The following is a 23,057-nucleotide window of genomic DNA, read 5'->3' on the forward strand; positions in this document are numbered from 1 at the left end:
ATTCAACCGACTCATCAACGCAATCGACAATTGCATCACCGCGACCGGGGAGGAACAGTAATGCCTCGCCCTCGTCAGCGCCCCCTTCCGACCGTCGATGAACTTCACCGTCGCTTCACCTATGAGCCCGACACCGGCATCATTCGCGCAAAATGGCGGGAAGAAACCGACCGCTACACGGTTGCATTCAATCGCCGCTATGCGAACAAGCCCGCTGGCGGTTTGATGAACCAAGGATACTGCTGGATTCGCGTCGGCGAACAGTGTCTGCTCGGTCATCGAATTGCATGGGCGCTCCATTTTGGCGAATGGCCTGATGGTGAAATCGATCACCGCGATGGCGACAAAACGAACAACGCACTTACCAACCTACGGATTGCAACCCGAGGGCAAAACATCATCTCTCGCAAGCTGCGTGGTGAATCACGATTCAAAGGTGTAAGCCGCTCCGGCAAAAAATGGCGCACCTATATCCGTGTGGGCGGACGCGCAGTCTACCTCGGCACCTTCGAGCGCGAAGAAGAAGCCGCCGAGGCGTATCTCCGCGCAGCGCTGGAAGTTCACGGCGATTTCGCCTTCGTCCCGCGTGGCAGGGTTCGCGGCACCGTCATCATCTCGATGGCGGCGTGAAGATAAATAGGAATGTGGGCGGTGAGCCATTGGTTCTCCTCGCCGCCCACACTCTCCTGTCTCCTCGGGCCGCTATCACACCCATGATAGCGGCCCTTCTCACCCGATGACTTTGCTCGAACACTTCTACGCCGATCTCGCCACCCTCTCCACCAAGGAAGGCCGCAGGCGACGGGTCCACTGGCACCGCGCTGCGGTTCGATATTTGAATATGCTCGCGCTGACCGCCGATCCGATCCCAGCGCATCACCGCGAAGGCGACATCACGACAGTTCCCGTCGATGCGTTCTTCCTGCGGTTCTCCCGAAGCGAACTTGAGCAGCTTTATCGGGTGACGAAATGGCGCGGATAAAGCACCAGAACGCGTCACCCGCGCTCGTTCAGCGCACCCTCGCAATCGTCCCTTGCCTGCGCCCCACTGGTGAGGGCCGGAACGGTGAGCGCGACGATCTGCGGGCCAGTCAGCAAAAGCGGTGCAATCGGCGCGCTGGTGTCCGCAAGCCACCGTTCCACCTCGTAGCGGTCGAAGACATCACCGATGATCGGCGCGGGAAACCCGCGAAGCGTGCGCCACTCGTGGAAAGTGGTCGTCGAAACGCCGGTGCGGGCAAGGATTTCACAGGTAGTCAGTCCAGTCATACGCATTCTCTTTCGAGTTGAGTTTGTGCGTAACCGGCTGCGCAGCGTCGTTCGCAGTTCGGTTTATATATTCGTCCCTTGCTCTCCAGTGAGAAACCTAATTTAGTGAAACAATGGCAAACCGAACCCCAGAAGTCCTGACAGCAGCCGCCCGCCACAAAGGCAGACGAAAAGGTCACGCGTCGAGCGGAAAGCGTGCAAATCGCTGGCTTTTAGATTTCCAATTCGAGATTCGAGCAATCGCGCGCGAACTTGGCGAAACCAACGAAGAGATTGCCGCGCAACTCAATGCACGAGGCTTCGCCGCACCGCGCGGCGGACCTGTCAACAAGAACCATATTCAGAAAGCGTTTTCTGATTTTGGCGTTGAACGCGGAAAAATTAAAAAACTACGGATGCAGGCGTCCGAGGCCGCCGATGAATTTAATATCGACCCACAGTTGATGATCTTTCAGCTTTGGCATGAATGGCAGCATCACGAAGCGGTCAAGGTGTTTTTACATCACCTCCCTATCGCCGACAAAACCACACGACCATTCGTTTTCAATCCGGTCCATCCAGACGAATGGGTCATTCCATCGAATAGACCCAACTTCGATCCCAACGACCGCATAAAACTCGGTCTTTTAGGCCCTCCGCCATGGTCATTCTTGGCGCAAGCACTGTTTGGAACCATCGAAGTGAACGATGATGTCGCGAAGGAAATCGTCGAACGAAAGAAGGGAGAGGTGATGCGGCGTGAGATGGCTGTAGAGCAGGGCGTTGAATATAGCGGACATGAGGACGACCTCGCAAACATCCGCGCGTATCTATCAAAAATGAGTGATCGATCCGCCTTACCGCCCGATATGAAAGCGATGGGCTGGAAAATCTTGCCGCCCGACGAAGCAGAATGAACGCTGGACAGGTCCGGTCTACCGCCCTACCCGCGCCTCCTTGATCCGACGACGCAGTTCCTGCCCGACCAAACTATCGCCGGGGTATTCGCGGGTCGGATGAACCATATCCAGATGCGAAATTTTTGCCGGTGACCTGCCCATTCCCGGCTTGATTGAAATCATGCGGGTGCCGTTGATGAGTGAAACACGCACCTCCCGGCTCGGGAAGCAGGTCACGCGCTCGCATACACTGCGAATGGCTTCCATGACTTTGCGGCGATGGACCGCCCTAACCTCCAAGTCTTCATCGTAGAGATGCTGACGGATCGACGCGATCCGGGACAAATGCTCCTCGCCTGACGCCTTGCCCATGGCTTTCTCCCGCTGCTTATGAAGCTCCGCGATTGCCGCCTCGCAGTCGTTGGCCTCCGCTTCCGCGCCTTCCGCAAGCCGCTGCGCCATCGCCGAGGGCCCATTTCCATCATTTGCAAATGCCAACCAAAGCCTCTCCGCCCTCACCTTCGCATGTTCGGCTTCGCGGGTTTTCTCAGCAATGAGCCCATTTAACTGCGCGACCTCATCTCGGCGCAGGAACGCCTTGTCATCCATCGCAAGCGGCAAGAGAGAATCCAGCAAGGCATCCTCAAAGCCCATGTAGGTAAGCTGCGACCGGTTCGGGCATTTGCCGTGATTGGCTGCATTGCGGCACACCAGTGCCGCGACATCACGCTTATGGGTTAGGACATTGCCGCTCTTCGCCACATATGTGCTTCCAGCAGGCTTGATCCGTTTGTATTCCATCTTCCCGCCACACTCAGAACATCGAGCAAGACCCGACACCAAGTTGACGACCACGGCAGAACGCCCGCCGCCCTTTGTTTCGAGGCGGGTTTTAGCTGTCGCCCTGACACGAGCGAAAAGCTCAGGCTCAACAATCACAGGGAACAACTTGAATGGTTCGCCGTGCTTCACACGCTTGCCGTCCCGCATGATGTGGGGCTGATATTCACCGATCACCGCAGGGTCGTTGAGGATTTTGCTGATCCGTGCCCGATCCCAGACTGCGGCCTTTCGGCCCCATCTCCCCCAAGTCTCGACGCCCTCTCGGTTGAGTTTACGAGCAATCGAGTGCGCGCCCATCCCGGAGTCTGCCATACCCCATATCTCGCGAACAACCTTGGCCTTGGCCTTATCGATATTGTAAACGCCATCCTCGACGACCAACCACGCAGGACAGGTGCGACTCATCGGCCTCTTCATAGTCTCTGCGTCGTTGCGGCGAATTTCATATCGGCGTTTCAGGCGCTCCGATTTCTTCTCACTCTCTTCCCGCGCCGTTTCGGCCTTCACCAGCATCGTGATGACCTGCACGAGGTCGAGCCGCGCGCCAGCCTCATAGAATGTGTCACCGTCTACCGTTGCGACATGAACACCATGCCGCCCGAAGTGGCGAATGAGATCGAAGGTATCTTCAAGCCCTTGTTGTGACAGACGGTCGAGGCGCTCGACGAGTAGAATCGAACCATGGTGAAGCCCCATCGATGCTTCATTCTCGAAAATGGCGAGCGCAGCCCCTTCGGTGCGGTTATCACCGCTGAAAGCCGACCGGCCTTCATCGATCAGCACCTCACCAAGCTTCCACCCCTTGGACTCTATATGCCGGAGACAGTCATCCTTCTGCCGACGCGTGGAAGTGCCCTCGCGCTGCTCAAGGGTGCTGAAACGGATATAAATGTGGGCGGTTTTGGTCATTCGTCGATCCTACCGGAGCAGGATCGTGATTCGCGATATTCGCGATCAGTGCCTGCCGAAAAGCTTCTCGACGCTTTTTAGGTCGAGTTTCACCCACGTAGGGCGTCCATGGTTGCATTGCCCCGAGCGCGGCGTGTGCTCCATTTCACGCAGCAGCGCGTTCATCTCGGCCACCGAAAGCGTGCGACCGGCCCGGACCGAGCCATGGCAGGCCATCGTCGCCAGCACGAGATCGAGCCGCTCGCCCAGGAGCAAGGCATCGCCGTTCTTGGCCAGATCGTCGGCGACGTCGCGCACCAGCGCCTCCGCGCTCGACTTGCGCAGGACAGAGGGGATTGCGCGCACCAGCATGGCGCCGGGCCCGAAGCGTTCGAGCACGAGGCCGAAGCGCGCGAGATCCTCCAGTTTCTCCTCCAAAGCATCGCACGCGACTTCCTCCAGTTCGACCACCTCGGGAAGGAGGAGCGCCTGGCTGCGGTTCATCGCCTCTTCCGCGCCCGCCGCCTTGAGGCGTTCGAGCACCAGGCGTTCGTGCGCGGCGTGCTGGTCCACGATGACGAGGCCATCTTCGGCTTCGGCCACGATGTAGGTGTTCGAAATCTGGCCGCGCGCCACACCCAGGGGATAGCGCAGCGCCTCTTCCTCCGCCGCATCGGGCTCTTCGGAAAGAGCTTCGGCCCGGCCCGAAGGCTGCGCCATGACGTCGGCCTCGTAGGCACGCCAGGCGGCGGCGCCTTCGGCCACGCGCCCTGCCCCGCCACCACTCGGGAAGAAGGTGCGCTGGGGAGCGTATTCGCGTGCAAAGAGCGAGCCGATCGAGGGCGCGGGCTCTGCGCTGCGGGCTGGCGCTGCGGGCTCGACCTGCCAGTTGCCCATGCGTTCGCCGAGGGTGGCTGCGCGCTCTTCTGTCCGGCCGCTTCCAGCGCGTGACGCAGCGCGCCGACCAGGAAACCGCGGATGAAGGCCGGGTCCCGAAAGCGCACTTCGGTCTTGGCCGGATGGACGTTGACGTCGACCTCCTCGGGCGGGATCGAGAGGAAAAGGGCGAGCACCGCATGCCGGTCACGCGCCAGCATGTCGGCGTAAGCCCCGCGCACGGCGCCGGTCAGCAGGCGATCCTTGACCGGGCGACCGTTGACGAAAAGGTACTGGTGATCGGCGACACCGCGGTTGTAGGTCGGCAAGCCTGCAACGCCCGTCAGGTGGGCGTTGCCCCGCTCGGAATCGATGAGGACGCCATCCTCGGCGAGTTCGCGCGCCACAAGTCGAGCGACCCGTGAAGCCAGTTCTTCATCGGGCTGGACCGCGATGACGCGGCGCCCATCGTGTTCGAGGACGAAACCGATGTCGGGCCGGGCCATCGCGAGACGGCGCACCACATCCTGGCACGCGGCGTACTCGGAGCGCGGCGTGCGCAGGAACTTGCGGCGCGCGGGCACCTTGCCGAACAGGTCCTCGACCCGGATGCGGGTTCCGGGCGGCAAGGCCGCCGGACCATCCTCGGTCACCACGCCATGGTCGGTCACCCGCTTCCAGCCCTCGTCCGCGCCGCGCGGGCGGCTCTCGATGGTTAGGCGCGCAACCGAGCCGATCGAAGGCAGCGCCTCGCCGCGGAAGCCCAGCGTCGAGACCATCTCGATATGTTCGTCGGGAAGCTTCGAGGTTGCGTGGCGCTCGAGCGCGAGGGCCATTTCGTCGGGGCGCATGCCGCAGCCATCGTCGGTGACCTCGATGAGGTCCAAGCCACCCGAGGCAATGCGCACGGTGATCTGCGTGGCGCCCGCGTCCACCGCGTTTTCCACCAGCTCCTTGAGCGCCGAGGCCGGGCGCTCGACAACCTCACCGGCAGCGATGCGGTTGACGAGATGTTCGGGCAAACGGCGAATCGTGGGCATGGAATTCCTGAATTTGCGGAGAATTTACGGCACCTGCAGGCGCATAATCAGAGCATGTGCCGGCAAGCACACCCCTAGCCCTTGAAACTAACGACGAAGCGCCGCGATTTCGAGACGGATACCGGAGGAAACCCACCGGAAATCGACACAAATTTTTGGCCTTTCGCGAATCGATGGTTTAAGGGAGCCTCTCTCTTGCAAAACAGACTTTCGCAGGCACGCCTCGCGCAACGCCTCGCGACTGGAAATCATACGGATAATAGATGGCTGGCCCCTTCTCGCGATTCTTCAAACTCGGCTCTCAGGACATGGCGATCGACCTGGGTACCGCGAACACGCTCGTTTACGTGCAGGACCGCGGCATCGTTCTGAACGAGCCCTCGGTCGTCGCGATCGAGACCATGAACGGCGTGAAGAAGGTCAAGGCGGTCGGCGACGACGCCAAGCTGATGATGGGCAAGACGCCCGACAACATCGAGGCCATCCGCCCGCTTCGTGACGGCGTCATCGCCGACATCGAGATCGCCGAAGAGATGATCAAGCACTTCATCCGCAAGGTGCACGGCAAGTCCAATCTCTTCCGCTACCCCAAGATCGTGATCTGCGTGCCCTCGGGCTCGACCTCGGTCGAGCGCCGCGCCATCCGCGACGCCGCCAGCAACGCCGGCGCGCGCGAAGTCTTCCTGATCCTGGAGCCGATGGCTGCGGCAATCGGCGCCGACATGCCTGTCACCGAACCGGTCGGTTCGATGGTCGTCGACATCGGCGGCGGCACCACCGAGGTCGCCGTGCTTTCGCTGCGCGGCCTTGCCTACACCACCTCGGTGCGCGTGGGCGGCGACAAGATGGACGAGGCGATCGTCTCCTACGTGCGCCGCCACCACAACCTCCTCATCGGGGACGCCACGGCAGAGCGCATCAAGAAGGACTACGGCATTGCCGTCATGCCCGAAGATGGCGCAGGTGAGACGATCCACATCAAGGGCCGCGACCTCGTGAACGGCGTGCCCAAGGAAATCTCGATCACGCAGGCCAATGTCGCCGAAGCGCTGGCCGAGCCCATCGGGGCGATCATCGAAGGCGTGCGCATCGCGCTGGAAAACACCGCGCCCGAACTCGCCGCCGACATTGTCGACCAGGGCATCGTCCTGACCGGCGGCGGCGCACTCATTCGCGGCCTCGACGACTATCTGCGCGAGGAAACCGGCCTTCCCGTCAGCGTCGCCGAAGATCCGTTGTCCTGCGTCGCGCTCGGCACCGGCCGTGCGATGGAAGATTCCGTGTACCAGGGCGTGCTGATGTCCGCCTGATCCACCGCCGAGGCGAAGAGCGCACCGCGCGCTCCTCGCCCGTTGATTGATGCAATACCCGGAGCCCCTCCCCTCGCGGGAGAGGTCCGGCTCGACTTGGAGTGCAGGGCGCATGGCGCCGCCGGCAAGCAAGCGCTCCGGATATTCCCGCAGAGCGCAATTTTCTTCGTTTATCAGCCATACTGCGGGCGTGGTGGGCGTGGTCATCGGGCTTGTCCTGATCGTGATCTCGGCCGTCAATCCCAGCAGTTTCCAGAGCTTGCGTGCGATTGCCGCCGACGCGACCGACCCGGCCCCGAAGCGACCGCAAAGGGGCGCAGCTTCGGCGACAACGTGCTGAACAGCGTTACCGGCTTCTTCAAGATGGGAAGCCGCCACGCGAAGCTCGAAAAGGAGCTCGCGATCGCGAAGTCGCGCCTGGTCGAGGCTGAAGCCATCGAGGCCGAGAACGCGCGTCTCAAGGACATGCTCAAGCTCACCCGCACGCGCAAGGACGTGGTTGCGGTCGCCACCCTGACCGCGTCGACCCCGTCGAGCACGCGCCGCTTTGCAACGCTGGGCGTGGGACGCAACAAGGGCCTGGAAAAGGGCATGCCGGTTCGCTCTGCGCGCGGGCTCATCGGCCGCGTCCTCGAAGTGGGCCAGACCAGCGCGCGCGTCCTCCTCATCACCGACACCGAGAGCCTGGTTCCGATCCGCCGCACCAAGGACGGCGTCGCCGGCTTCGCACAGGGCCAGGGCGATGGCACCTTGCGGGTTCGCCTCGTGAACCTGGGCATCAATCCGCTCAAGAAGGGCGATGTCATCGTCTCCTCGGGCGCTGGTGGCCTTTACCGCCCCGGCACGCCGATGGCGGTCCTCACCGAAATCCTGCGCGACGGCGCCATTGCCCGCGTGATCAGCAACCCGACCGATGCCGACTACGTGCTCGTCGAAAGGGCCTGGGCCCCGGAGGCACCGCCGGTCGAAGCCCCTGCGGAGAAGCCCTAGTGCTCGAAGGCCCCACGACGCGCCGCGACGATGGGCCGCGTCCGCGGATCAACCGGGCCCCCTCCCCGATCCTGGCCCAGGTCGTGCCCTGGCTGTCGGTGGTGCTGGCCACAATCGTTCCGACCTGGTTCGTGATCGCCTCGGCCCCGATGTTCCCCCCGTTCGGGTTCCTGACCTTCCTTGCCTGGCGCCAGTTGCGCCCGGGGCTCCTGCCGCTGTGGGCGGGCCTGCCGCTCGGCCTCGTCGACGATCTGTTTTCGGGCCAACCCTTCGGTTCCGCGGTGCTTCTGTGGTCGCTCGCGGCCATCGCCATCGACAACCTGGAAGAGCGCTTCCCTTGGCGCAATTTCGCCACCGAATGGCTGGTAGCCACCAGTCTCATCATCCTCTACATTCTGGGCAGCTATCTCCTGTCCAACCTGGTTGCCGCCAATGCCCCCATTCATGTCGTGGTGCCTCAACTCGTGATCTCGATTTTCGCCTACCCCCTCATTGGACGCCTGGTTGCCGTTCTTGACCGCCTGCGCCTGACCGCGGTGCGGATCACCCGATGAAATTCCGCTTTCGCCGCGCCAAGCCCAAGCCCCACATTTCCAACGGCATCCTGCGCAACAGCTTCGACCGGCGCACCGTCGTGCTCGGTTCGGTCCAGGGCGGGGTCGCTTGCCTTCTCGCCGCACGCCTGGGCTACCTCGCCGTGTTCGAGAACGAGAAGTACCAGCTCGAGGCCGAGAGCAACCGCGTCAACCTCTCGCTGATCGCGCCGCGCCGGGGCTGGATCCTCGACCGGCATGGCACCCCGCTTGCCTCCAACCGCGCCGATTTTCGCGTCGACGTGATCCCCGAGCGCATGCACGACAAGGCCGAGACCGTTGCGATGCTCGGCGATCTGCTCGACCTCACCCCCGTCGCGCGGCAGGACCTGCAGGACAAGCTTGAGGACGCCCGTGGCTTTGCCCCGGTGCAGGTTGCAAGTGGGCTCGATCTCGACCGTTTCTCGGCCGTCAGCGTGCGCCTGCCCGAACTGCCCGGCGTCGTTACCCAGCGTGGTTACTCGCGCTATTACCCCGACGGCGTGAACGTGGGCCACCTTATCGGTTATGTCGGTGCCGCCTCTGCCGAGGAGTACGAGAAGGACCGTGATCCGCTGCTCCTGACGCCGGGCTACAAGGTCGGCAAGGACGGCCTGGAAAAGGTGTTCGAGAAGGAACTGCGCGGCAAGCCGGGCGCCCGGCGCACCGAAGTCACCGCGCGCGGACGCATCATCCGCGACCTCGAAACACGCGACGACATTCCCGGCGACACCGTCAAGCTCACCATCGATGCGGGCCTGCAGTCCTATGCCGCACGGCGCATCGGCACCGAGTCCGGCTCGGTTGTCGTGATGGACTGCCACAACGGCGACATCCTCGCGATGGCTTCGATGCCCAGCTTCGATCCCAACAGCTTCTCCGACGGCATCGGCCGCCTGGAATGGAAGATGCTGTCGGATGACGACCACGTGCCTTTGCGCAACAAGGTCCTGCGCGGGCTCTACCCGCCCGGCTCCACCGTCAAGCCGATGGTCAGCCTCGCTTTCCGCGAAGCCGGCCTTGACCCGAACGAGACCGTCTATTGCGGCGGCGGCCTGCGCGTGGGCAACCGCGTGTTCCACTGCTGGAACCGGCGTGGCCACGGCCAGGTCGACATGGCCAAGGGCATCTACCAGAGCTGCGACGTCTATTTCTACGCGATGGTCCAGCGCATGGGCATGGACGTCATTGCCGCGATGGCGCGCAAGTTGGGCCTCGGGCAGGAGTTCGACCTGCCCGTCGTTGGCCAGTCCTACGGCACGGTGCCGGACCCGGCCTGGAAGCTGCGCAAGTACGAGCGCGAGTGGCAGACCTTCGATTCGGTGAACGCAACCATCGGCCAGGGCTACTTCCTCGTGAACCCGCTGCAGCAGGCGGTCATGGCCTCGCGCATCGCAAGCGGCCTTAACCTGCAGCCGCGCCTGATCCACACCGGTAAGCCGCAGCACGCCGAATCGCTGGGTATCCCGCAGGACCACCTCGACTACGTCCACAAGGCGATGTCGGACGTGGTCAACGGCCCCGGTACGGCACACCGCGCCGCGCTGCCCATGAAGGACGTGCTGCTGGCGGGCAAGACGGGTACGGCGCAGGTCGTCAGCCTCAGCATCTCGAACGGCAAGACCGGCCCCTTCAAGTACCGCGACCACGGCCACTTCATCTGCTTCGCGCCCTGGGACAAGCCCCGCTACGCCTGCGCCGTTGCCATCGAGCACGGCGGAGGCTCGGGCGCGGCCTACCCCATCGCGCGCGACGTGATGACCTACCTGTGGGACAAGGAGGCCGCGATGGAGCGTCTCACCGAATATGAGAGCCAGTGGGGCGGCACCGCGCAGGAACGCGCCGATTCGCGCTACGGCTCCTATGTTCGGCAGTACGGCGTCTCGGCCCCCAAGGTCTCGACCGAACAGGAAGCCGAAGCCGTGCGCGACGCTGAAAACACGCAGAGCCAGCCCCAACCCATCATGAGCGAAGCCCAGAGCCCCCGCCCCGAGCCGGTTGCATCGCCAAGCGCGAACGCGTCGCCCGATACGTCGGACGCAGCGCCCTCCGCCGCCACCACTAGCGGGCAGACCACGCAATGAGCCTGATGAACCTGCCCGTGGTCTTTGCACGCCAGCCCTGGATCGTGCTCATACCACTCTTCGCGCTCGTGGGCCTGGGCGGCGCCGTGCTCTATTCGGCGGCCGGGGGCAGTCTGCACCCCTATGCACAGAGCCATGTCCTGCGTTTTGGCCTGTTCCTGGTGATGGCCTTCGTCATCTCCATGTTCAGCCGCAATTTCTTCCGGATCATGGCCTATCCAACCTACGCCCTGATCCTGATGCTGCTCGTGCTGGTGGAATTGGTCGGCGCGGTCGGCATCGGTGTCGGCAGCGGCAGCCAGCGCTGGCTGGACCTCGGCTTCATGACGCTCCAGCCCTCCGAGCTGATGAAGCCGGGTATCGTCCTCGTCCTGGCCAAGTTCTACGAGACCCTTCCCGCGCCGCTTACCCGTAGCTGGCGCGGCCTGGTGCCTGCCTGCATCCTGATTGGCATTCCCGCCGTTTTCGTGCTGATCCAGCCCGATCTGGGAACAGCGCTCGCGATCTGCTTTGGCGGCGTCGTCATCATGTTTCTCGCAGGCTCCCGATCAGCTGGTTCCTCGGCGCGACGGTTCCGCTGATCGCCATCGTCCCCGCGGCCTTCTTCTTCGTGCTCCACGACTACCAGAGGAAGCGCGTCCTGACGCTGTTCGACCCCGAGGCTGATCCGCAAGGCGATGGCTACCACATCATCCAGTCCAAGATTGCGATCGGATCGGGCGGCGTGTTCGGCAAGGGCTTCGGCAACGGTTCGCAGAGCCACCTGCAATATCTTCCAGAGGCCCATACCGACTTCGTCTTCGCCACCATGGCCGAGGAATGGGGCATGGTGGGCGGCCTCTTCGTGATCGCGGTCTTTGCGATCATCCTGAGCTGGGGGCTGCGCGTGGCGGCCAAGGCTCCGGACCGCTTCTCCAGCCTGCTGGCCGCCGGAATGAGCACGACGATCTTCTTCTACGTGGCCATCAATCTGATGATGGTGATGGGCATGGCGCCGGTCGTTGGCATCCCGCTTCCGTGGATGAGCCATGGCGGAACCTCGATGCTCACCAACATGATCTGCCTGGGCGTTTTGCTCGCCGTAAACCGCTGGAACCGTGGACCTTCGTCATTCACCTGAAAAAATTTCAAGTTTTCTCTTCCCTTCCTCGAATGAGCCTGTATAGGAGCCACTCCGCCGCCGAATCGGCGAAGCCAAACGGCTTCACACCGGCTCACGGCAGAAGGCTAAAAGTGGACGCATAGCTCAGTTGGTAGAGCAGCTGACTCTTAATCAGCGGGTCCTTGGTTCGAGCCCAAGTGCGTCCACCAAGCCTTCATCAACCACTCTTCGGGGTGGCCCTTTCGTGGGGACGCATAGCTCAGTTGGTAGAGCAGCTGACTCTTAATCAGCGGGTCCTTGGTTCGAGCCCAAGTGCGTCCACCACCACCTTACCAACCATCCTTACAGGGATGGCCCTCTCGTGGGGACGCATAGCTCAGTTGGTAGAGCAGCTGACTCTTAATCAGCGGGTCCTTGGTTCGAGCCCAAGTGCGTCCACCACCCCCCTCTCCTGACATCGACAATCACGCCGGATGCTGTGGCAGCGCCATGGACAGTCCGTAGCGGGCATTGAGATCGGTTATCGTTGCCGGCGCAAGTGCGTGCACGAATTCGATGCCGACAGCCCCTTCGCGCACCCAGCGTACGCGCGCCTTGCGCGGCTTGAGATGGGCGAATCGCAACGTGACTTCCTCGCCTTGCGCAAAGCTCTCCCGGCTCCGCAGGATCGAGCAGCCGCCAGCTCCCAGATTGCCGATCTCGACATCAAAGACCTTCCAGGGGGACTTGCGGCAGCGCGCGCTCAGCAGCACCTCATGGCGACCGGACAGCCGATCACCGGGATTTCCGGCGTACATTCCTAAACCTTTCGTGATGCGCGACCTTCTTCTGCAATCGATAGCAAAGGCAGGTAAACACCAGGTTGCCTCAGGCCTACCTGACAGGCGCCGCCGCAGCGCCACCGCCGCGCGTAGGTGCGGCCGTAGGGGCCAGCTGCGCATCGATGGCCTTGCTGCTCGCCTCAATGCGCTTCGTGGCGTCTTCGTAGCGCTCATCGAACCCGGGCTCCTGCTGGCAGGCGGCGAGCAAGCCTGCCCCTGCCAGCACCAAGGTTCGCAAGACAAGAGCACATCGCGGCATCAATAATCCTTCCGGATGCGCACGTTGACGCTGTTGACGCCCGAACCACCCGCCTGGCTCAGGACCGAGAGCCAGTTGGTCACGCTGACCTCCAGCTGGGTCGCGGTGAACCCGCGGGCATCGGTGATGAGTTCGACGTAGATGTCGTCGGTCAGGTACTGACCTGCAGCAAGCGCCGTTCCGCGCCCGCTGTCCTCATCCGCGCCCAGGATACGCAGCCGGTCGACACCGGTCGCCGAGCGCAGCGATCCAAGCGGGTTCAGACCGCCGCCCGAGGCCCGCAGCGAGTTGAGCGAGGAGGCGAGCTGGACGGCCTGGATGGCCGAGAGGTTCGCTACCGAGCTGCCGAACAGGATGCGCGAGACGATTTCGTCGTCGGGCAGGCTGGGCGAGGAATTGAAGTCGAACTGGGGATCGTAGGCCTGGCCCGAGACAATCACGCTCACCTGGACGTCCTCGATCGATTCGGTCGCGGTGATGGCCACCGTGGGATCGATCGTGCGGCCTCCATTGAAGGTGATGAGACCCTCGCTGAGATCGAAGGAGCGACCCGCGAAACCCAGGGTGCCGCGAACAAGCTCCACCTTGCCCGCCATGGTCGGCTCGCTGCTCGTGCCATTGATGGTGAAGTCGGCCGACCATTCAGACTCCAGGCCCATACCGGACACGTAGAGCTTCTCAGGTGCGAGAAGATGGAGATCGAGACGGATGTTGCCGAAGGCACCCGCCATGCTTTCCGCTTCCTCGTCGCCCGACACGCGCACCGGACCGCGACGCGGCTTGAAACGCACGCCGGTCAGCTTGGGCACTTCGGAGACGCTGTCCATCACGATCTGGTAGCGGGTCTCGGGAAGCCGTATTTCACCCGAGAGGAGCGGCGTTTCGCTCGGCTTCTTCTGGAAACGCAGCGAACCGCTGGCACTTGCCGACAGCGAGCTGCTCTTGGCGAGGCGTGCATCGTCGAGTTCGACCTTGATATCCATCGGATAGCCGCCGGCTGCCGACAGGCTGACAAAGCCGTTGGCCTTGATCGTACCATCCCCAGCCTTGCCATTCAGCGAGCGCAAGGCAAAGCGGTCCCCTGTAAAGGCGCCTTCCAGATCCATCTCCGAAAGGCGGGTCCCGTAAGCCTGGTTCTCATAGGTGAGCCCCCGGCCCTTCACCACGCCCTTCAGGCATGGGTCCATGAGCTTGCAGGAGAAGTCCGCAGCCAAACCAACCGAGCCCGTCAGCGACTGGCCTGGCTGGCCCGCAAAGGAAAACAGCGTCGCTGCAGGCCCGTTGTAACGGATGCCACCGCTCAGGGGCGCCTCGAGAAGCCGCGCCATCCACGGGCCTTCGCTCGCGGGAAGCGGCCGCAGGTTGGCAGCCATACGGCCGATCACGCTGCCCCGGCGGCGCACGACCGAGCGCACTTCCGCTCCGTCAGCCAGCAGCTTGCCGACAAGGTTCATGTTCACCGGCTCGCTCACAGTGCTCGAGCTGGTCCGCGTGAAGTTCGCAAGCGTCAGACGCGCATCGGCCTGTGGGAAGGAGGCCGCGTTCTCCTGCGCGAAATCGACGCTGCCATTGACCGTCCCCCCAAGGCCGAGGCCGGGCATGAACGCATTGGCCATGGCGACGTCGAGCCCTTCGAGCCGTGCCTTGAGAGACATGCCCGCGCCATAGTCGCCCGAGAGCCGCAAGGTGCCTCCGCCAATCGAGACCGCGCTGGGCAGAAGCTCGTAGCCATCCTCCTTGATGGCGATGCGGGCCGGGTTGATCGTCTTGACAGTCTGCCCCCGCATACGACCACGCAGGGCCACCCGCCACAACTCGGGCTGCATCTCGGCGTTGAAGCCAAGCCGGAAGGGAATGCCGCTCACACCCTCGACCAGCCCCTTCGCCTTGCCCGCTCCGTCACGGTAATCGATCAGCACGCGGCCTGCGGCCAGGTTGTATTCGCCCATGCTGACGCCCGACACCTGCGCGTCGGCGACGAGCAGCGGCTGATCGTAGAGCACCGCACGCCCATCAATGATAGCCGATCCGATGGCGAAGTTTGCAGGCCCCTGGAATACCGTATCCTTGGCGCGCAGGTTGAACTTCGCGGCCTGGTATTCGCCGTCCGCCGAAAGATCGACCTTGCCGCCGACCCCATTGCCCGAAGCGCTCAGCTGGCCCGCGAAAGGCCCACTGGCGGTCTGGACAAGGCGTCCGGCGAAATCGATCCCCGAAAGCGTGGCCGAATTGATCTGCACCGCCATGGCCTTGGCCATTTCCAGCGTGACGTCGGCCTTGAGCGGGCCGTAATCGGTATCGCTCGTCATATCGAGACGGTAGCCGCCCTTCGCCCCGGTCACGCGCGCATCGACATTGGCAAGACCAATGCCCAGGCCCGGCCGTTCAGCCGTGAGGTGCGCGTCGGGATCGGTCATGGTGCCCTTTACCCGTACCGCAATCGCTCCGTACTGCTCGGACGTGCCATCGGCGTTGAACGCAATACGGCCATCAGGCGACCACAGGCCCGATCCGCCCCGCACGTTGAGGTAAGGCGCAGTCAGGTTGACGTTCGAAAAGCGCGCCACACCGTCCGCGCCGTAACGCACGCGTGAGGACACCGCAAAATCGCCGCCAAGGTAGGTCGCGACATTCTCGTTGAGGAGCTTGGTGGAACGCGCCTTGACCGTACCGTCGAGGCCATAGTTCGCGCCCTCGCCCTTCAGCTCCATGTCGGCGTTGATCGTGAAGATGCCGACGCTGGAAAGCTCGTAGTTGTCGATCCGTCCGTCGAGCGCGCCAGTATAGAAGCCCTCGCTCATGTCCGCGGCCAGGAGCAGCCCGGCATCGATGCGGTCAGAGCGTAGGCGCATGTTGTCCGAAAGGATGCGCGTGCCCTTGACCGCGACATCGCCATCAAGACGCACCTGCTCCAGGGTTCCTCCCGCAACCGCGTCGAGCCCCGTGATCCGCGCGACGCGCGCCGAGACGGGAATGAGGATGCGCTCGGCATCGACCGTTGCCGCGCCGCGTGCGGTGAAGCCCTGCAGGCCCATGTCGTTCATGACCAGACGCGCGGCCGTGATTTGGTAGTCCACGGACGGCGTCGCAAAGGCGCCATCCAGAGCGAGGTGGGCATCGACCCCCGAACCGTGCAGGTTCTCGGTCAGCACCGAAGGGCTGAGCAAGGTGAAGTCGAGCGTGAAGTCCTCGAAGGTGTTGTCGGACAGGTCGATGCGGCCCGCAGGCACGAGACGGAAAGCGTCACTGCTGACCTCTCCCTTGACCGCCATGCTGCGCTCGGCAAGTGCCGCGGTCACATCAAGGCGGGTGATCGGCCCCAGGAGGGCCGCCGTCGGCCCTTCGAAAAGACGTGCGACCTGCGTATCGCCACGAACCTGGAAAGTTCCATCCCGCGCGCGCAAGGCAAGATCCGCCAGCGGGGCGCCGCCGTAGGAGCCCTTGAGCTTCCCATCCCAGCTCGCCCAATCCCCCTTGCCCGTCAGCGCCAGGTCCATGGGCTGCGTGAAGCCGGCTAGCGCGGCAATGACACCCTCGGTGGGCGCCTTCAGATCCAGATCGATACCGAGGCGGTTCTTCGCAGGCTGAGCGTCGAGTTTCACGAGGAAACTGTCGCCCCCCTCCTTGCCCTCGATGGGAATCGTCGCGCCCTTGGCATCGACGATGGCCCGGCCATCGGAAATATGCGTCTCGCCCGAGAGCGACATGATCCGGCGTTCGCCCGAAACCGGCGCCTCGGCGATGAAACGGTCGACCCGCAGCTCGCCGATGTCGATGTCGAGATCAGGAAGCAGCGGGCCTTCGCTCGGCGGAGTTTCCTTGAACACCGGCACGCGGCGCAGAACCATCTGGCCCGCCGTCGCACTGCGCACATCGACGTGGTTCTGGAGATAGGCAAAGGGCCGCCAGTCGACGTGGATCTCGGGCGAGAAGAGGAATTCCCCCTTGGTATCGCGTACGGACAGGTCATGCAGCGTCATCTCGCCGTAAAGGGAGCCCTCGATCCGGCCCACGCGAAGCCGCATGCCATTCTCGAAGGTCAGCCCGGCGATCTGCTCGGCCACGAAGCGATGTCCGGGCCCGGTATCGATGCCGAAGATCACGGCCGCGACAAGCACCACGATCCCCAGCACCGCAGCCACGACCGTCTTTACGAGGCGTATGCGCGCGCGATGCCACAGGCTCGGCTTGGTCGGGGCGGCTTCCACCGTATCCGTTTCGCCGGTGTCGGGAAGTTCGTCCTGGGCCATCAGAAGGCCTGCCCGATGGAGACATAGACGTTGATGGAAGATTCTCCTGGGCGCCGGTTGATGGGCGTTGCCACATCAAGGCGCATCGGTCCGAAATTGGTGTAGAAGCGACCGCCGATACCCACGCCGTAGCGGATATCGTTGAACTGGGGCATGGTCTCGCGATAGGCTTGGCCCGCGTCGACGAAGGCAACCACGCCGTAGTTTCCGAAACGGTAGCGCGCCTCGATGGAGCCCTCGTTGAGGCTGCGCCCACCGATCGGACGGTCATCGGGGGCCTGCTCACCAAGCCCCTGATAGCTGAAGCCGCGCACCGATCCGCCGCCACCGGCATAGAGACGCCGCGAAGGCGCGAGATCGAACAGACCCACGCCCTGGATCGTGCCGAACCGCACGCGCCCGGCGATCACCAGGCTGTCCGTCACCGGGTAGTAGGCCGAACCATCGATCCGCGCGCGCAGGTAGGGATTGAACCCCTTGTTGAGCGTCGCCTCGGGCTGGATCAGCGTAGTCAGGCGGAACCCCTTGGTCGGATCGAGGAGGCTGTCGGAGGTGTCCCATCCGACCTGCCCGTTGACGCCCGCGATGTAGTAGGTGCGGCGGCTGCGATCTCCGGTGGTCTCGTTGTAGTCAGTCTCGGCCGTACCGATCAGCTCGATGCCGGCACCATAGGTGAAGCGCTTCTGCCACAAGGGGGTCGAATCGCGGCTGATGCGCGCGGCCAGGCGTCCGGTATAAGCGTCGTAGGCATCATAATCGTTGTAGAAAGCCTCGGCGGTCAGTTCGAGCGTGCGGTCGCGTTGGCCCGCATTGGAGCGGCGGAAGGTGCTGCCAAGCCCCATCTGCTGCGTGCCGAGGATTCCGTTGAAGCTGACAGCGCCTTCGGGCGGAAACATGTTGCGATGGGTCCAGGCCGCCTGCGCGGTGATACCCTCACCCGCCGCATAGCCGAGCGAACCGGCGATCGTGCGCGCAGGCCCCTTGTCCTGCTTGACGTGGAGGCGCACCGCCTCGGTGCCGTCCTCCAGCACCTCCCCGGTCTGTTCGGGCTCGACCGCGACAGTCGAGAACAGGCTCGTGCCAATGAGCGCCTTGCGCAGGTCATCGACCATGCGGCTGTCATAGAGATCGCCCTCTTCGAAACGCGCCAGCACACCCACGTGCCTGGCATCGAAGGCCGTGTCGCCATCGGTCGTGATACCCCCGAAGCGTCCACGCGGACCGATCGTGACGGGCAAGGTGTACACGCCATCGCCCGTATCGCGGTCGAGCAGGATATCGCGCTGGCCGACCTTGGCGAAGGGATAGCCGTTCTGCGGCAGGGCCACCGCCACGCGCGCTTCGGCACCCTGCACGCGCTGCGCCACGATCGGCTCTCCGACCTTGAGCGGCATGTTGTCCGCGATCAGACCTTCCGGCTCGGTCGGATCGGCCTCGATCACGATGTCCGAGAACGTGAAGCGCTGTCCGGGAACCACCGAAATGCGCGCGGTGAGATCGCCCTCGTCGCTGTCACGCGCAGGGGCAAGGCGCGTGCGGATACGCGGCGTATACCAGCCATCCGCCTCGAGCAGGGTCTGGAGAAGCTGCGCATCCTCTTCGAGGCGCGCAGAGACCATGGCCGTATTGTTCGCCTTGCCATCGCCCTTCTTGAGGGCGGAGAGCGAGTTGAACACGCTCTTTATGGCCGTCGGGCTTTCCTCGTCCGCGCTCTCAAGGCCCTCGAGTTCGACGCGGTAGCGGACCTCGCTCTGCTGCTCCTCGCCGCCCTCCTCGGCAAATTCGACCGGGGTCACCTCGAACTGGTCGAGCGGCGGCAAAGGCTCGGAAAGCTCGGCGTCGCGAATGGGCGCATTCTCGATCTCGCGGACAGTCTGCGCATCGTCGGGGAGCGACTGCACCGTCTGTACGGGCGCCTCGGGCACGCGCGCGCCCTCACTCTCGCCTTCTCCGGCCATGCGGCGTTCGAAATCAGCGATCGATTCCAGCGGTTTGTCGAGCTCGGGATCCTCGCTCGCGCCCAGTTCGGGAACGCGGGAATTGAATTCCTCGTCATCGATGACGGGTTCGACCTCGGGCAGATCAGACGCGTCCGGCAGAGCGGGCACATCCATCGCACCGGCCTTCAGCGAGGAGGCCTCCTCGGCACGTTCCTGGATGGCCGGATCGCCCGACACCTGGCTTTCCTGCGCCAGAACGGGCGCAGCGTAGGCCAGGCCGACCGAAAGTGACAGAAGTGCGCAGCCGCAGCGGATAACACGAGCCCCCCTGGTTCGGGTACGGAGACAAGGTGTATCGCTTAGTCCATTCATAAACAACGCTGTTTCTGTCCCCATGCGCGCCAAGGCCGTGTCCACACCGCCGATAACCCTTATCGCATTGCAACCACAATGGTTCCCGTACAGTTTGTTAGCGCATGACCGAGGACTATCTCCCCCCCGACGCCCCGCCCGGTGCGGATTCCAACTGGCCCCTGCAGATGCCGCCCCGCGCCTGGCTGCGGATTTTGCGCAGGGTCTGGATCATGGCGGGCTTCCATGAACTGGGCCTCCTGGCAGGAGGACTGGCCTTCTACTGCTTCCTCGCGCTGACCCCACTGATCGCCGCGACAGTGATGATCTACGGATTGGTCGGCGATGCCGATACCGTGCGCAAGCAGATGCAGAGCATCGTTGATGTGGTTCCGCCTGAAGTCGCGCAGGTTCTTCAGGCCCAGCTCATCCAGATCGTCTCGACCAGCTCCGGCGTTACCGGCCTTGCCCTTGTCATTGCCCTGTTCTTCGCCATCTTCGGCGGCATGCGCGCGGCCAACGGCATGATCAGCGCGCTCAACATCGTCAACGAGGAGCACGAGACGCGCGGCACCATCGCCGTTTCCTTCCGGGCTGCGAGCCTGACCCTGGCCGCCGTCTTCATCGCGCTGACCGGCGTCCTGGCGGGCGGCGTCTTCACCTGGCTGCAACGCCAGGCTTCGTTCTACCTGGGCACCTCGACCGCGACCCTGTTCACCTGGCTGACATGGCTTGCCGCGCTGATCCTTGGCACCTGCGGCTTTGCCCTCATCATGCGCTTCGGGCCCGACCGGCGCCCCGCCAAGTGGCGCTGGCTGGCGCCCGGCGCGATGCTGGCCACCTTCCTGTGGCTGGCGATCTCCTTCGGCTTCTCGTTCTATGTCGCCTATATCAGCGACTACAACGCGACGTACGGATCACTCTCGGCCATCGTTGTCTTCCTGATGTGGCTCTACCTCTCGGCCTACGGGGTCCTCTTGGGCGCGCTGCTCAATGCCGAGATTGAGCGGCAGGTGTTCCGCGACACGACCGCGGGCCGCACGCGCCCTCCCGGCAAGCGCGGCGCAGTCCTGGCCGACATTCTCGATGACACGATCCCCACGCTCGAGGATCTCGAGCAGCACAAGGTTCGTCGCGCACGCCTGGCACGCCAACGCCTCGACAGCTGAACATCGGATATTCAGCTCTTGCATTGCGATGTGATAAAGGTCTAACGGCCGCACATCGCAATGTGAGAAAGACCAATGCCCTCCAAAGTCATCGACCAGGTCCGCAAGCTCATCACCGAAGGCGGCATGAGCCGCGCCGGGCTTGCCCGCGCCGCCGGCCTCCACGCCAATACCCTGCGCGACTGCACCGAAGATAGCTGGAACCCGACCACCGAAACCCTCGACAAACTCGAACACGTGCTCTTCTCGAACGACGAGACCCCCGTTCTCGTCCCCATCGAGGAGATCATCGACGAGGCGCGCAACGGCCGCATGTTCATCCTCGTCGACGACGAGGACCGCGAGAACGAGGGCGACCTCGTCATTCCGGCGCAGATGGCCACGCCCGCCGCGATCAACTTCATGGCCACCCACGGCCGCGGCCTCATCTGCCTCTCGCTCACCAACCAGCGCGTCGACGAACTTGGCCTCGACCTGATGAGCCAGCACAACGGCACCCGGCACGAAACCGCCTTCACCACCTCGATCGAGGCGCGCGAGGGCGTGACCACGGGCATCTCCGCCGGTGACCGCGCCCGCACCGTTTCGGTTGCCATCGACGGCACCAAGTCCAAGGCGGACATCGTTACCCCCGGCCACGTCTTCCCACTGCGCGCCCGTGATGGCGGCGTTCTCGTGCGTACCGGCCACACCGAAGCCGCGGTCGACATCTCGCGTCTTGCCGGCCTCAATCCATCGGGCGTGATCTGCGAGATCATGAAGGACGACGGGACGATGGCCCGCATGGACGACCTCGTCAGCTTCGCGCGCCTCCACGATCTCAAGATCGGCACCATTCGCGATCTCATCGCCTACCGCCGCAAGCACGACCGCATGGTCGAGAAGACCAACGAGCTGACCTTCACGAGCCGCCATGGCGGTCAGTGGACGGCCTGCTGCTACCACAACCGTGCGACCGGCGATGAGACCATCGCGCTGGTGAAGGGGCGCATCGACCCCACGCAGCCGACGCTGGTACGCATGCACACCCTCTCCACCTTCGTGGACATCTTTGGCGAGGAATCGCAGGATCGCTCCGACCTCCTGCAGCGCTCGATGAAGATCATCGCCGAGGAAGGCTCCGGCGTCATCGTCGTCATCAACAGCCCGATGTCGCAATCTTTCTCCGAAGTGATGGACCTCAAGCGCCAGTTCCGCGATGGAAAGAATCCGGACCTGGAGGAACTGCGCGATTATGGCGTGGGCGCGCAGATCCTGGCCGAACTGGGAATCCACGACATGATCCTCCTGACCAACACCCGTCATTCGCTCGTCGCGCTCGAAGGCTATGGCCTCGATATCGTCGGCGAACGCCCCATCACGTCCAGCGAAAGCTAAGGAAGCTACCACCATGGCTCGTTTTCTCATCGTCGAAGCCCGCTTCTACGACCACCTCAACGACATGCTCGTCGCAGGCGCCCGCAAGGCGCTGGAAGCCGAAGGCCATTCGGTCGATGTCATCACCGTTCCCGGCGCACTCGAAATCCCGGGAGCCCTCGCCCTCGCGGACGGTGCCGGTGAATACGATGGCTATGTCGCCATTGGCGTCGTCATCCGCGGCGAGACCTACCACTTCGAGATCGTCGCAGGCGAGAGCGCGCGCGGCATCATGGCGCTGACGATGGACGGCATCGCCATCGGCAACGGCATCCTGACCGTGGAGAACGAAGAGCAGGCCCTCGTCCGCGCCGATCCGGCACAGAAGGACAAGGGCGGCGAAGCGGCCAAGGCGGCACTTGCCCTGCTCAAGCTGCAGGACAAGTTCGGCCGCTAACCAAGAGGTCACACCACACCCTTGCGAAAAGGGCGCCGCGGCACAGGCCCGGCGCCCTTTTTCATGCGCGCGCACCGGTCGCTGGAGCGCGGTAGCTTTCGCCCTCGCACCAGTCCCGAAACGTAACAGCGCGCAAACCCTGATTGCTCCGCCCTCGAATGGCCCTAGAAAGGGGGCATATGGCATTTTAGAGCCATAACGGATGTTCATGTGACATCTGGCTCGGAACGCTCGATACAGGGGGCGTTTATACGAAGCCAAACCCGGGGTCGCAGCCGGTACACCAACAGCCGACAGGAGAAACGGCACCATGAAGGACCGGGCTCAATTGCAGGAATTGCTCGATGATCTCTACGACCGCCTCGCCCAGCTCGACATGGCGGGGGAAAGCGTGGCCGCCGCCCATCTCGATGCAGCCGTGACACTGCTGAATCGATCGATCGAACTGCTGCCAACTGCAACCGAAATGGAATAACCTCGTAAAGACGCGGGCCCGTAAGCGCGCTTAAGGTTGTTGGACCATGTCAGACGATCGGGGCAAGAATTCGTCAGGACGGGACGCCAAGGCCGCACGCGGGGATGATGCGGCTAAGTAAGGAATT

The 23,057-nt window shown here is 63.5% G+C and carries 17 protein-coding genes, 3 tRNA genes and 2 pseudogenes; 16 read left to right on the top strand and 6 right to left on the bottom strand.

Annotated features, from left to right (window positions below):
- Positions 1-630: HNH endonuclease signature motif containing protein (locus tag MBENS4_RS24370; protein WP_206778146.1), on the top strand; the 630-nt coding region annotated here is incomplete at its 5' end.
- 106 nt (positions 631-736) lie between these two features.
- Complete coding sequence (locus tag MBENS4_RS19395) at positions 737-982, top strand: hypothetical protein (RefSeq protein WP_039393828.1); 246 nt, start codon at positions 737-739, stop codon at positions 980-982.
- 14 nt (positions 983-996) lie between these two features.
- Here MBENS4_RS19395 and MBENS4_RS19400 read toward each other — a convergent pair whose 3' ends face one another.
- A complete protein-coding gene (locus MBENS4_RS19400; RefSeq protein WP_039393830.1) occupies positions 997-1,269 on the bottom strand; it encodes a helix-turn-helix transcriptional regulator in 273 nt (90 codons plus the stop codon).
- Positions 1,270-1,382: 113 nt separating this feature from the next.
- Between MBENS4_RS19400 and MBENS4_RS25555 the strand changes: the two genes are divergently transcribed.
- Entirely contained in the window at positions 1,383-2,165 is a 783-nt protein-coding gene (locus tag MBENS4_RS25555) for a hypothetical protein (protein ID WP_144401011.1), read from the top strand.
- A gap of 18 nt (positions 2,166-2,183) precedes the next feature.
- Here the strand turns inward: MBENS4_RS25555 and MBENS4_RS19410 are convergent, their stop codons facing one another.
- Both MBENS4_RS19410 and mutL read right to left on the bottom strand, forming a co-directional pair.
- Positions 2,184-3,899 (bottom strand): recombinase family protein, encoded by a 1,716-nt coding sequence (locus MBENS4_RS19410; protein ID WP_039393835.1) that lies wholly within the window; start codon positions 3,897-3,899, stop codon positions 2,184-2,186.
- 45 nt (positions 3,900-3,944) lie between these two features.
- Positions 3,945-5,794: pseudogene (gene mutL / locus MBENS4_RS19415) on the bottom strand (DNA mismatch repair endonuclease MutL).
- Positions 5,795-6,057: 263 nt separating this feature from the next.
- Here mutL and MBENS4_RS19420 point away from each other — a divergent pair.
- From MBENS4_RS19420 to MBENS4_RS19455, 9 genes and pseudogenes are all read left to right on the top strand, one after another.
- Positions 6,058-7,104: a rod shape-determining protein gene (locus MBENS4_RS19420; protein ID WP_039393837.1), complete on the top strand. Its 1,047-nt coding sequence runs from the start codon at positions 6,058-6,060 to the stop codon at positions 7,102-7,104.
- Between the two features lie 112 nt (positions 7,105-7,216).
- Positions 7,217-7,444: a hypothetical protein gene (locus MBENS4_RS26925; RefSeq protein ID WP_242405020.1), complete on the top strand. Its 228-nt coding sequence runs from the start codon at positions 7,217-7,219 to the stop codon at positions 7,442-7,444.
- Positions 7,438-8,094 carry a rod shape-determining protein MreC gene (gene mreC, locus MBENS4_RS19425; protein WP_242405021.1) on the top strand — a complete coding sequence of 219 codons (657 nt, stop codon included), beginning with the start codon at positions 7,438-7,440 and terminating at the stop codon, positions 8,092-8,094. The genes MBENS4_RS26925 and mreC overlap by 7 nt, the downstream gene beginning before the upstream one ends.
- Positions 8,094-8,648 carry a rod shape-determining protein MreD gene (gene mreD, locus MBENS4_RS19430; protein ID WP_239026429.1) on the top strand — a complete coding sequence of 185 codons (555 nt, stop codon included), beginning with the start codon at positions 8,094-8,096 and terminating at the stop codon, positions 8,646-8,648. The genes mreC and mreD overlap by 1 nt, the downstream gene beginning before the upstream one ends.
- Entirely contained in the window at positions 8,645-10,750 is a 2,106-nt protein-coding gene (gene mrdA / locus MBENS4_RS19435; protein ID WP_084592247.1) for a penicillin-binding protein 2, read from the top strand. Before mreD ends, mrdA begins: the two co-directional genes overlap by 4 nt.
- Positions 10,747-11,870: pseudogene (gene rodA, locus MBENS4_RS19440) on the top strand (rod shape-determining protein RodA). Before mrdA ends, rodA begins: the two are co-directional and overlap by 4 nt.
- Before the next feature lie 115 nt (positions 11,871-11,985).
- A tRNA-Lys gene (locus MBENS4_RS19445) sits at positions 11,986-12,061 on the top strand.
- A gap of 39 nt (positions 12,062-12,100) precedes the next feature.
- A tRNA-Lys gene (locus tag MBENS4_RS19450) sits at positions 12,101-12,176 on the top strand.
- A gap of 41 nt (positions 12,177-12,217) precedes the next feature.
- Positions 12,218-12,293, top strand: a tRNA-Lys gene (locus tag MBENS4_RS19455).
- 23 nt (positions 12,294-12,316) lie between these two features.
- Here MBENS4_RS19455 and MBENS4_RS19460 read toward each other — a convergent pair.
- The 3 genes from MBENS4_RS19460 to MBENS4_RS19475 form a co-directional block, all read right to left on the bottom strand.
- Positions 12,317-12,649: a PilZ domain-containing protein gene (locus MBENS4_RS19460; RefSeq protein WP_039393838.1), complete on the bottom strand. Its 333-nt coding sequence runs from the start codon at positions 12,647-12,649 to the stop codon at positions 12,317-12,319.
- 282 nt (positions 12,650-12,931) lie between these two features.
- On the bottom strand, positions 12,932-17,182 hold the full coding sequence (locus MBENS4_RS19470) for a translocation/assembly module TamB domain-containing protein (RefSeq protein ID WP_039393842.1): 4,251 nt from the start codon (positions 17,180-17,182) through the stop codon (positions 12,932-12,934).
- Complete coding sequence (locus MBENS4_RS19475; protein WP_340140855.1) at positions 17,182-19,359, bottom strand: autotransporter assembly complex protein TamA; 2,178 nt, start codon at positions 19,357-19,359, stop codon at positions 17,182-17,184. The genes MBENS4_RS19470 and MBENS4_RS19475 overlap by 1 nt, the downstream gene beginning before the upstream one ends.
- Positions 19,360-19,598: 239 nt before the next feature.
- On the opposite strand from MBENS4_RS19475, the gene MBENS4_RS19480 reads away from it, so the two are divergent.
- The 4 genes from MBENS4_RS19480 (at position 19,599) to MBENS4_RS25950 (ending at position 22,930) form a co-directional block, all read left to right on the top strand.
- On the top strand, positions 19,599-20,642 hold the full coding sequence (locus MBENS4_RS19480; RefSeq protein ID WP_039393846.1) for a YihY/virulence factor BrkB family protein: 1,044 nt from the start codon (positions 19,599-19,601) through the stop codon (positions 20,640-20,642).
- A 75-nt stretch (positions 20,643-20,717) separates the two neighbouring features.
- A complete protein-coding gene (ribB, locus tag MBENS4_RS19485; protein WP_039393848.1) occupies positions 20,718-22,019 on the top strand; it encodes a 3,4-dihydroxy-2-butanone-4-phosphate synthase in 1,302 nt (433 codons plus the stop codon).
- A 13-nt stretch (positions 22,020-22,032) separates the two neighbouring features.
- Entirely contained in the window at positions 22,033-22,455 is a 423-nt protein-coding gene (gene ribH, locus MBENS4_RS19490; protein ID WP_039393850.1) for a 6,7-dimethyl-8-ribityllumazine synthase, read from the top strand.
- A gap of 310 nt (positions 22,456-22,765) precedes the next feature.
- Positions 22,766-22,930 (top strand): hypothetical protein, encoded by a 165-nt coding sequence (locus MBENS4_RS25950; RefSeq protein ID WP_159108105.1) that lies wholly within the window; start codon positions 22,766-22,768, stop codon positions 22,928-22,930.
- The last annotated feature ends 127 nt before the right edge of the window (positions 22,931-23,057 follow it).

It is taken from the genome of Novosphingobium sp. MBES04, assembly GCF_000813185.1.
Lineage (GTDB): Bacteria > Pseudomonadota > Alphaproteobacteria > Sphingomonadales > Sphingomonadaceae > Novosphingobium > Novosphingobium decolorationis.

Coding starts and splice junctions, on each gene's coding strand:
- mrdA (WP_084592247.1), top strand. CDS start 8,645: ATGAAATTCCGCTTTCGCCGCGCCAAGCCCAAGCCCCACATTTCCAAC.
- MBENS4_RS19480 (WP_039393846.1), top strand. CDS start 19,599: ATGACCGAGGACTATCTCCCCCCCGACGCCCCGCCCGGTGCGGATTCC.
- MBENS4_RS19460 (WP_039393838.1), bottom strand. CDS start 12,649: ATGTACGCCGGAAATCCCGGTGATCGGCTGTCCGGTCGCCATGAGGTG.
- MBENS4_RS19395 (WP_039393828.1), top strand. CDS start 737: ATGACTTTGCTCGAACACTTCTACGCCGATCTCGCCACCCTCTCCACC.
- MBENS4_RS25950 (WP_159108105.1), top strand. CDS start 22,766: ATGAAGGACCGGGCTCAATTGCAGGAATTGCTCGATGATCTCTACGAC.
- MBENS4_RS19420 (WP_039393837.1), top strand. CDS start 6,058: ATGGCTGGCCCCTTCTCGCGATTCTTCAAACTCGGCTCTCAGGACATG.
- MBENS4_RS25555 (WP_144401011.1), top strand. CDS start 1,383: ATGGCAAACCGAACCCCAGAAGTCCTGACAGCAGCCGCCCGCCACAAA.
- ribH (WP_039393850.1), top strand. CDS start 22,033: ATGGCTCGTTTTCTCATCGTCGAAGCCCGCTTCTACGACCACCTCAAC.
- MBENS4_RS26925 (WP_242405020.1), top strand. CDS start 7,217: ATGGCGCCGCCGGCAAGCAAGCGCTCCGGATATTCCCGCAGAGCGCAA.
- MBENS4_RS19470 (WP_039393842.1), bottom strand. CDS start 17,182: ATGGCCCAGGACGAACTTCCCGACACCGGCGAAACGGATACGGTGGAA.
- MBENS4_RS19410 (WP_039393835.1), bottom strand. CDS start 3,899: ATGACCAAAACCGCCCACATTTATATCCGTTTCAGCACCCTTGAGCAG.
- MBENS4_RS19400 (WP_039393830.1), bottom strand. CDS start 1,269: ATGACTGGACTGACTACCTGTGAAATCCTTGCCCGCACCGGCGTTTCG.
- ribB (WP_039393848.1), top strand. CDS start 20,718: ATGCCCTCCAAAGTCATCGACCAGGTCCGCAAGCTCATCACCGAAGGC.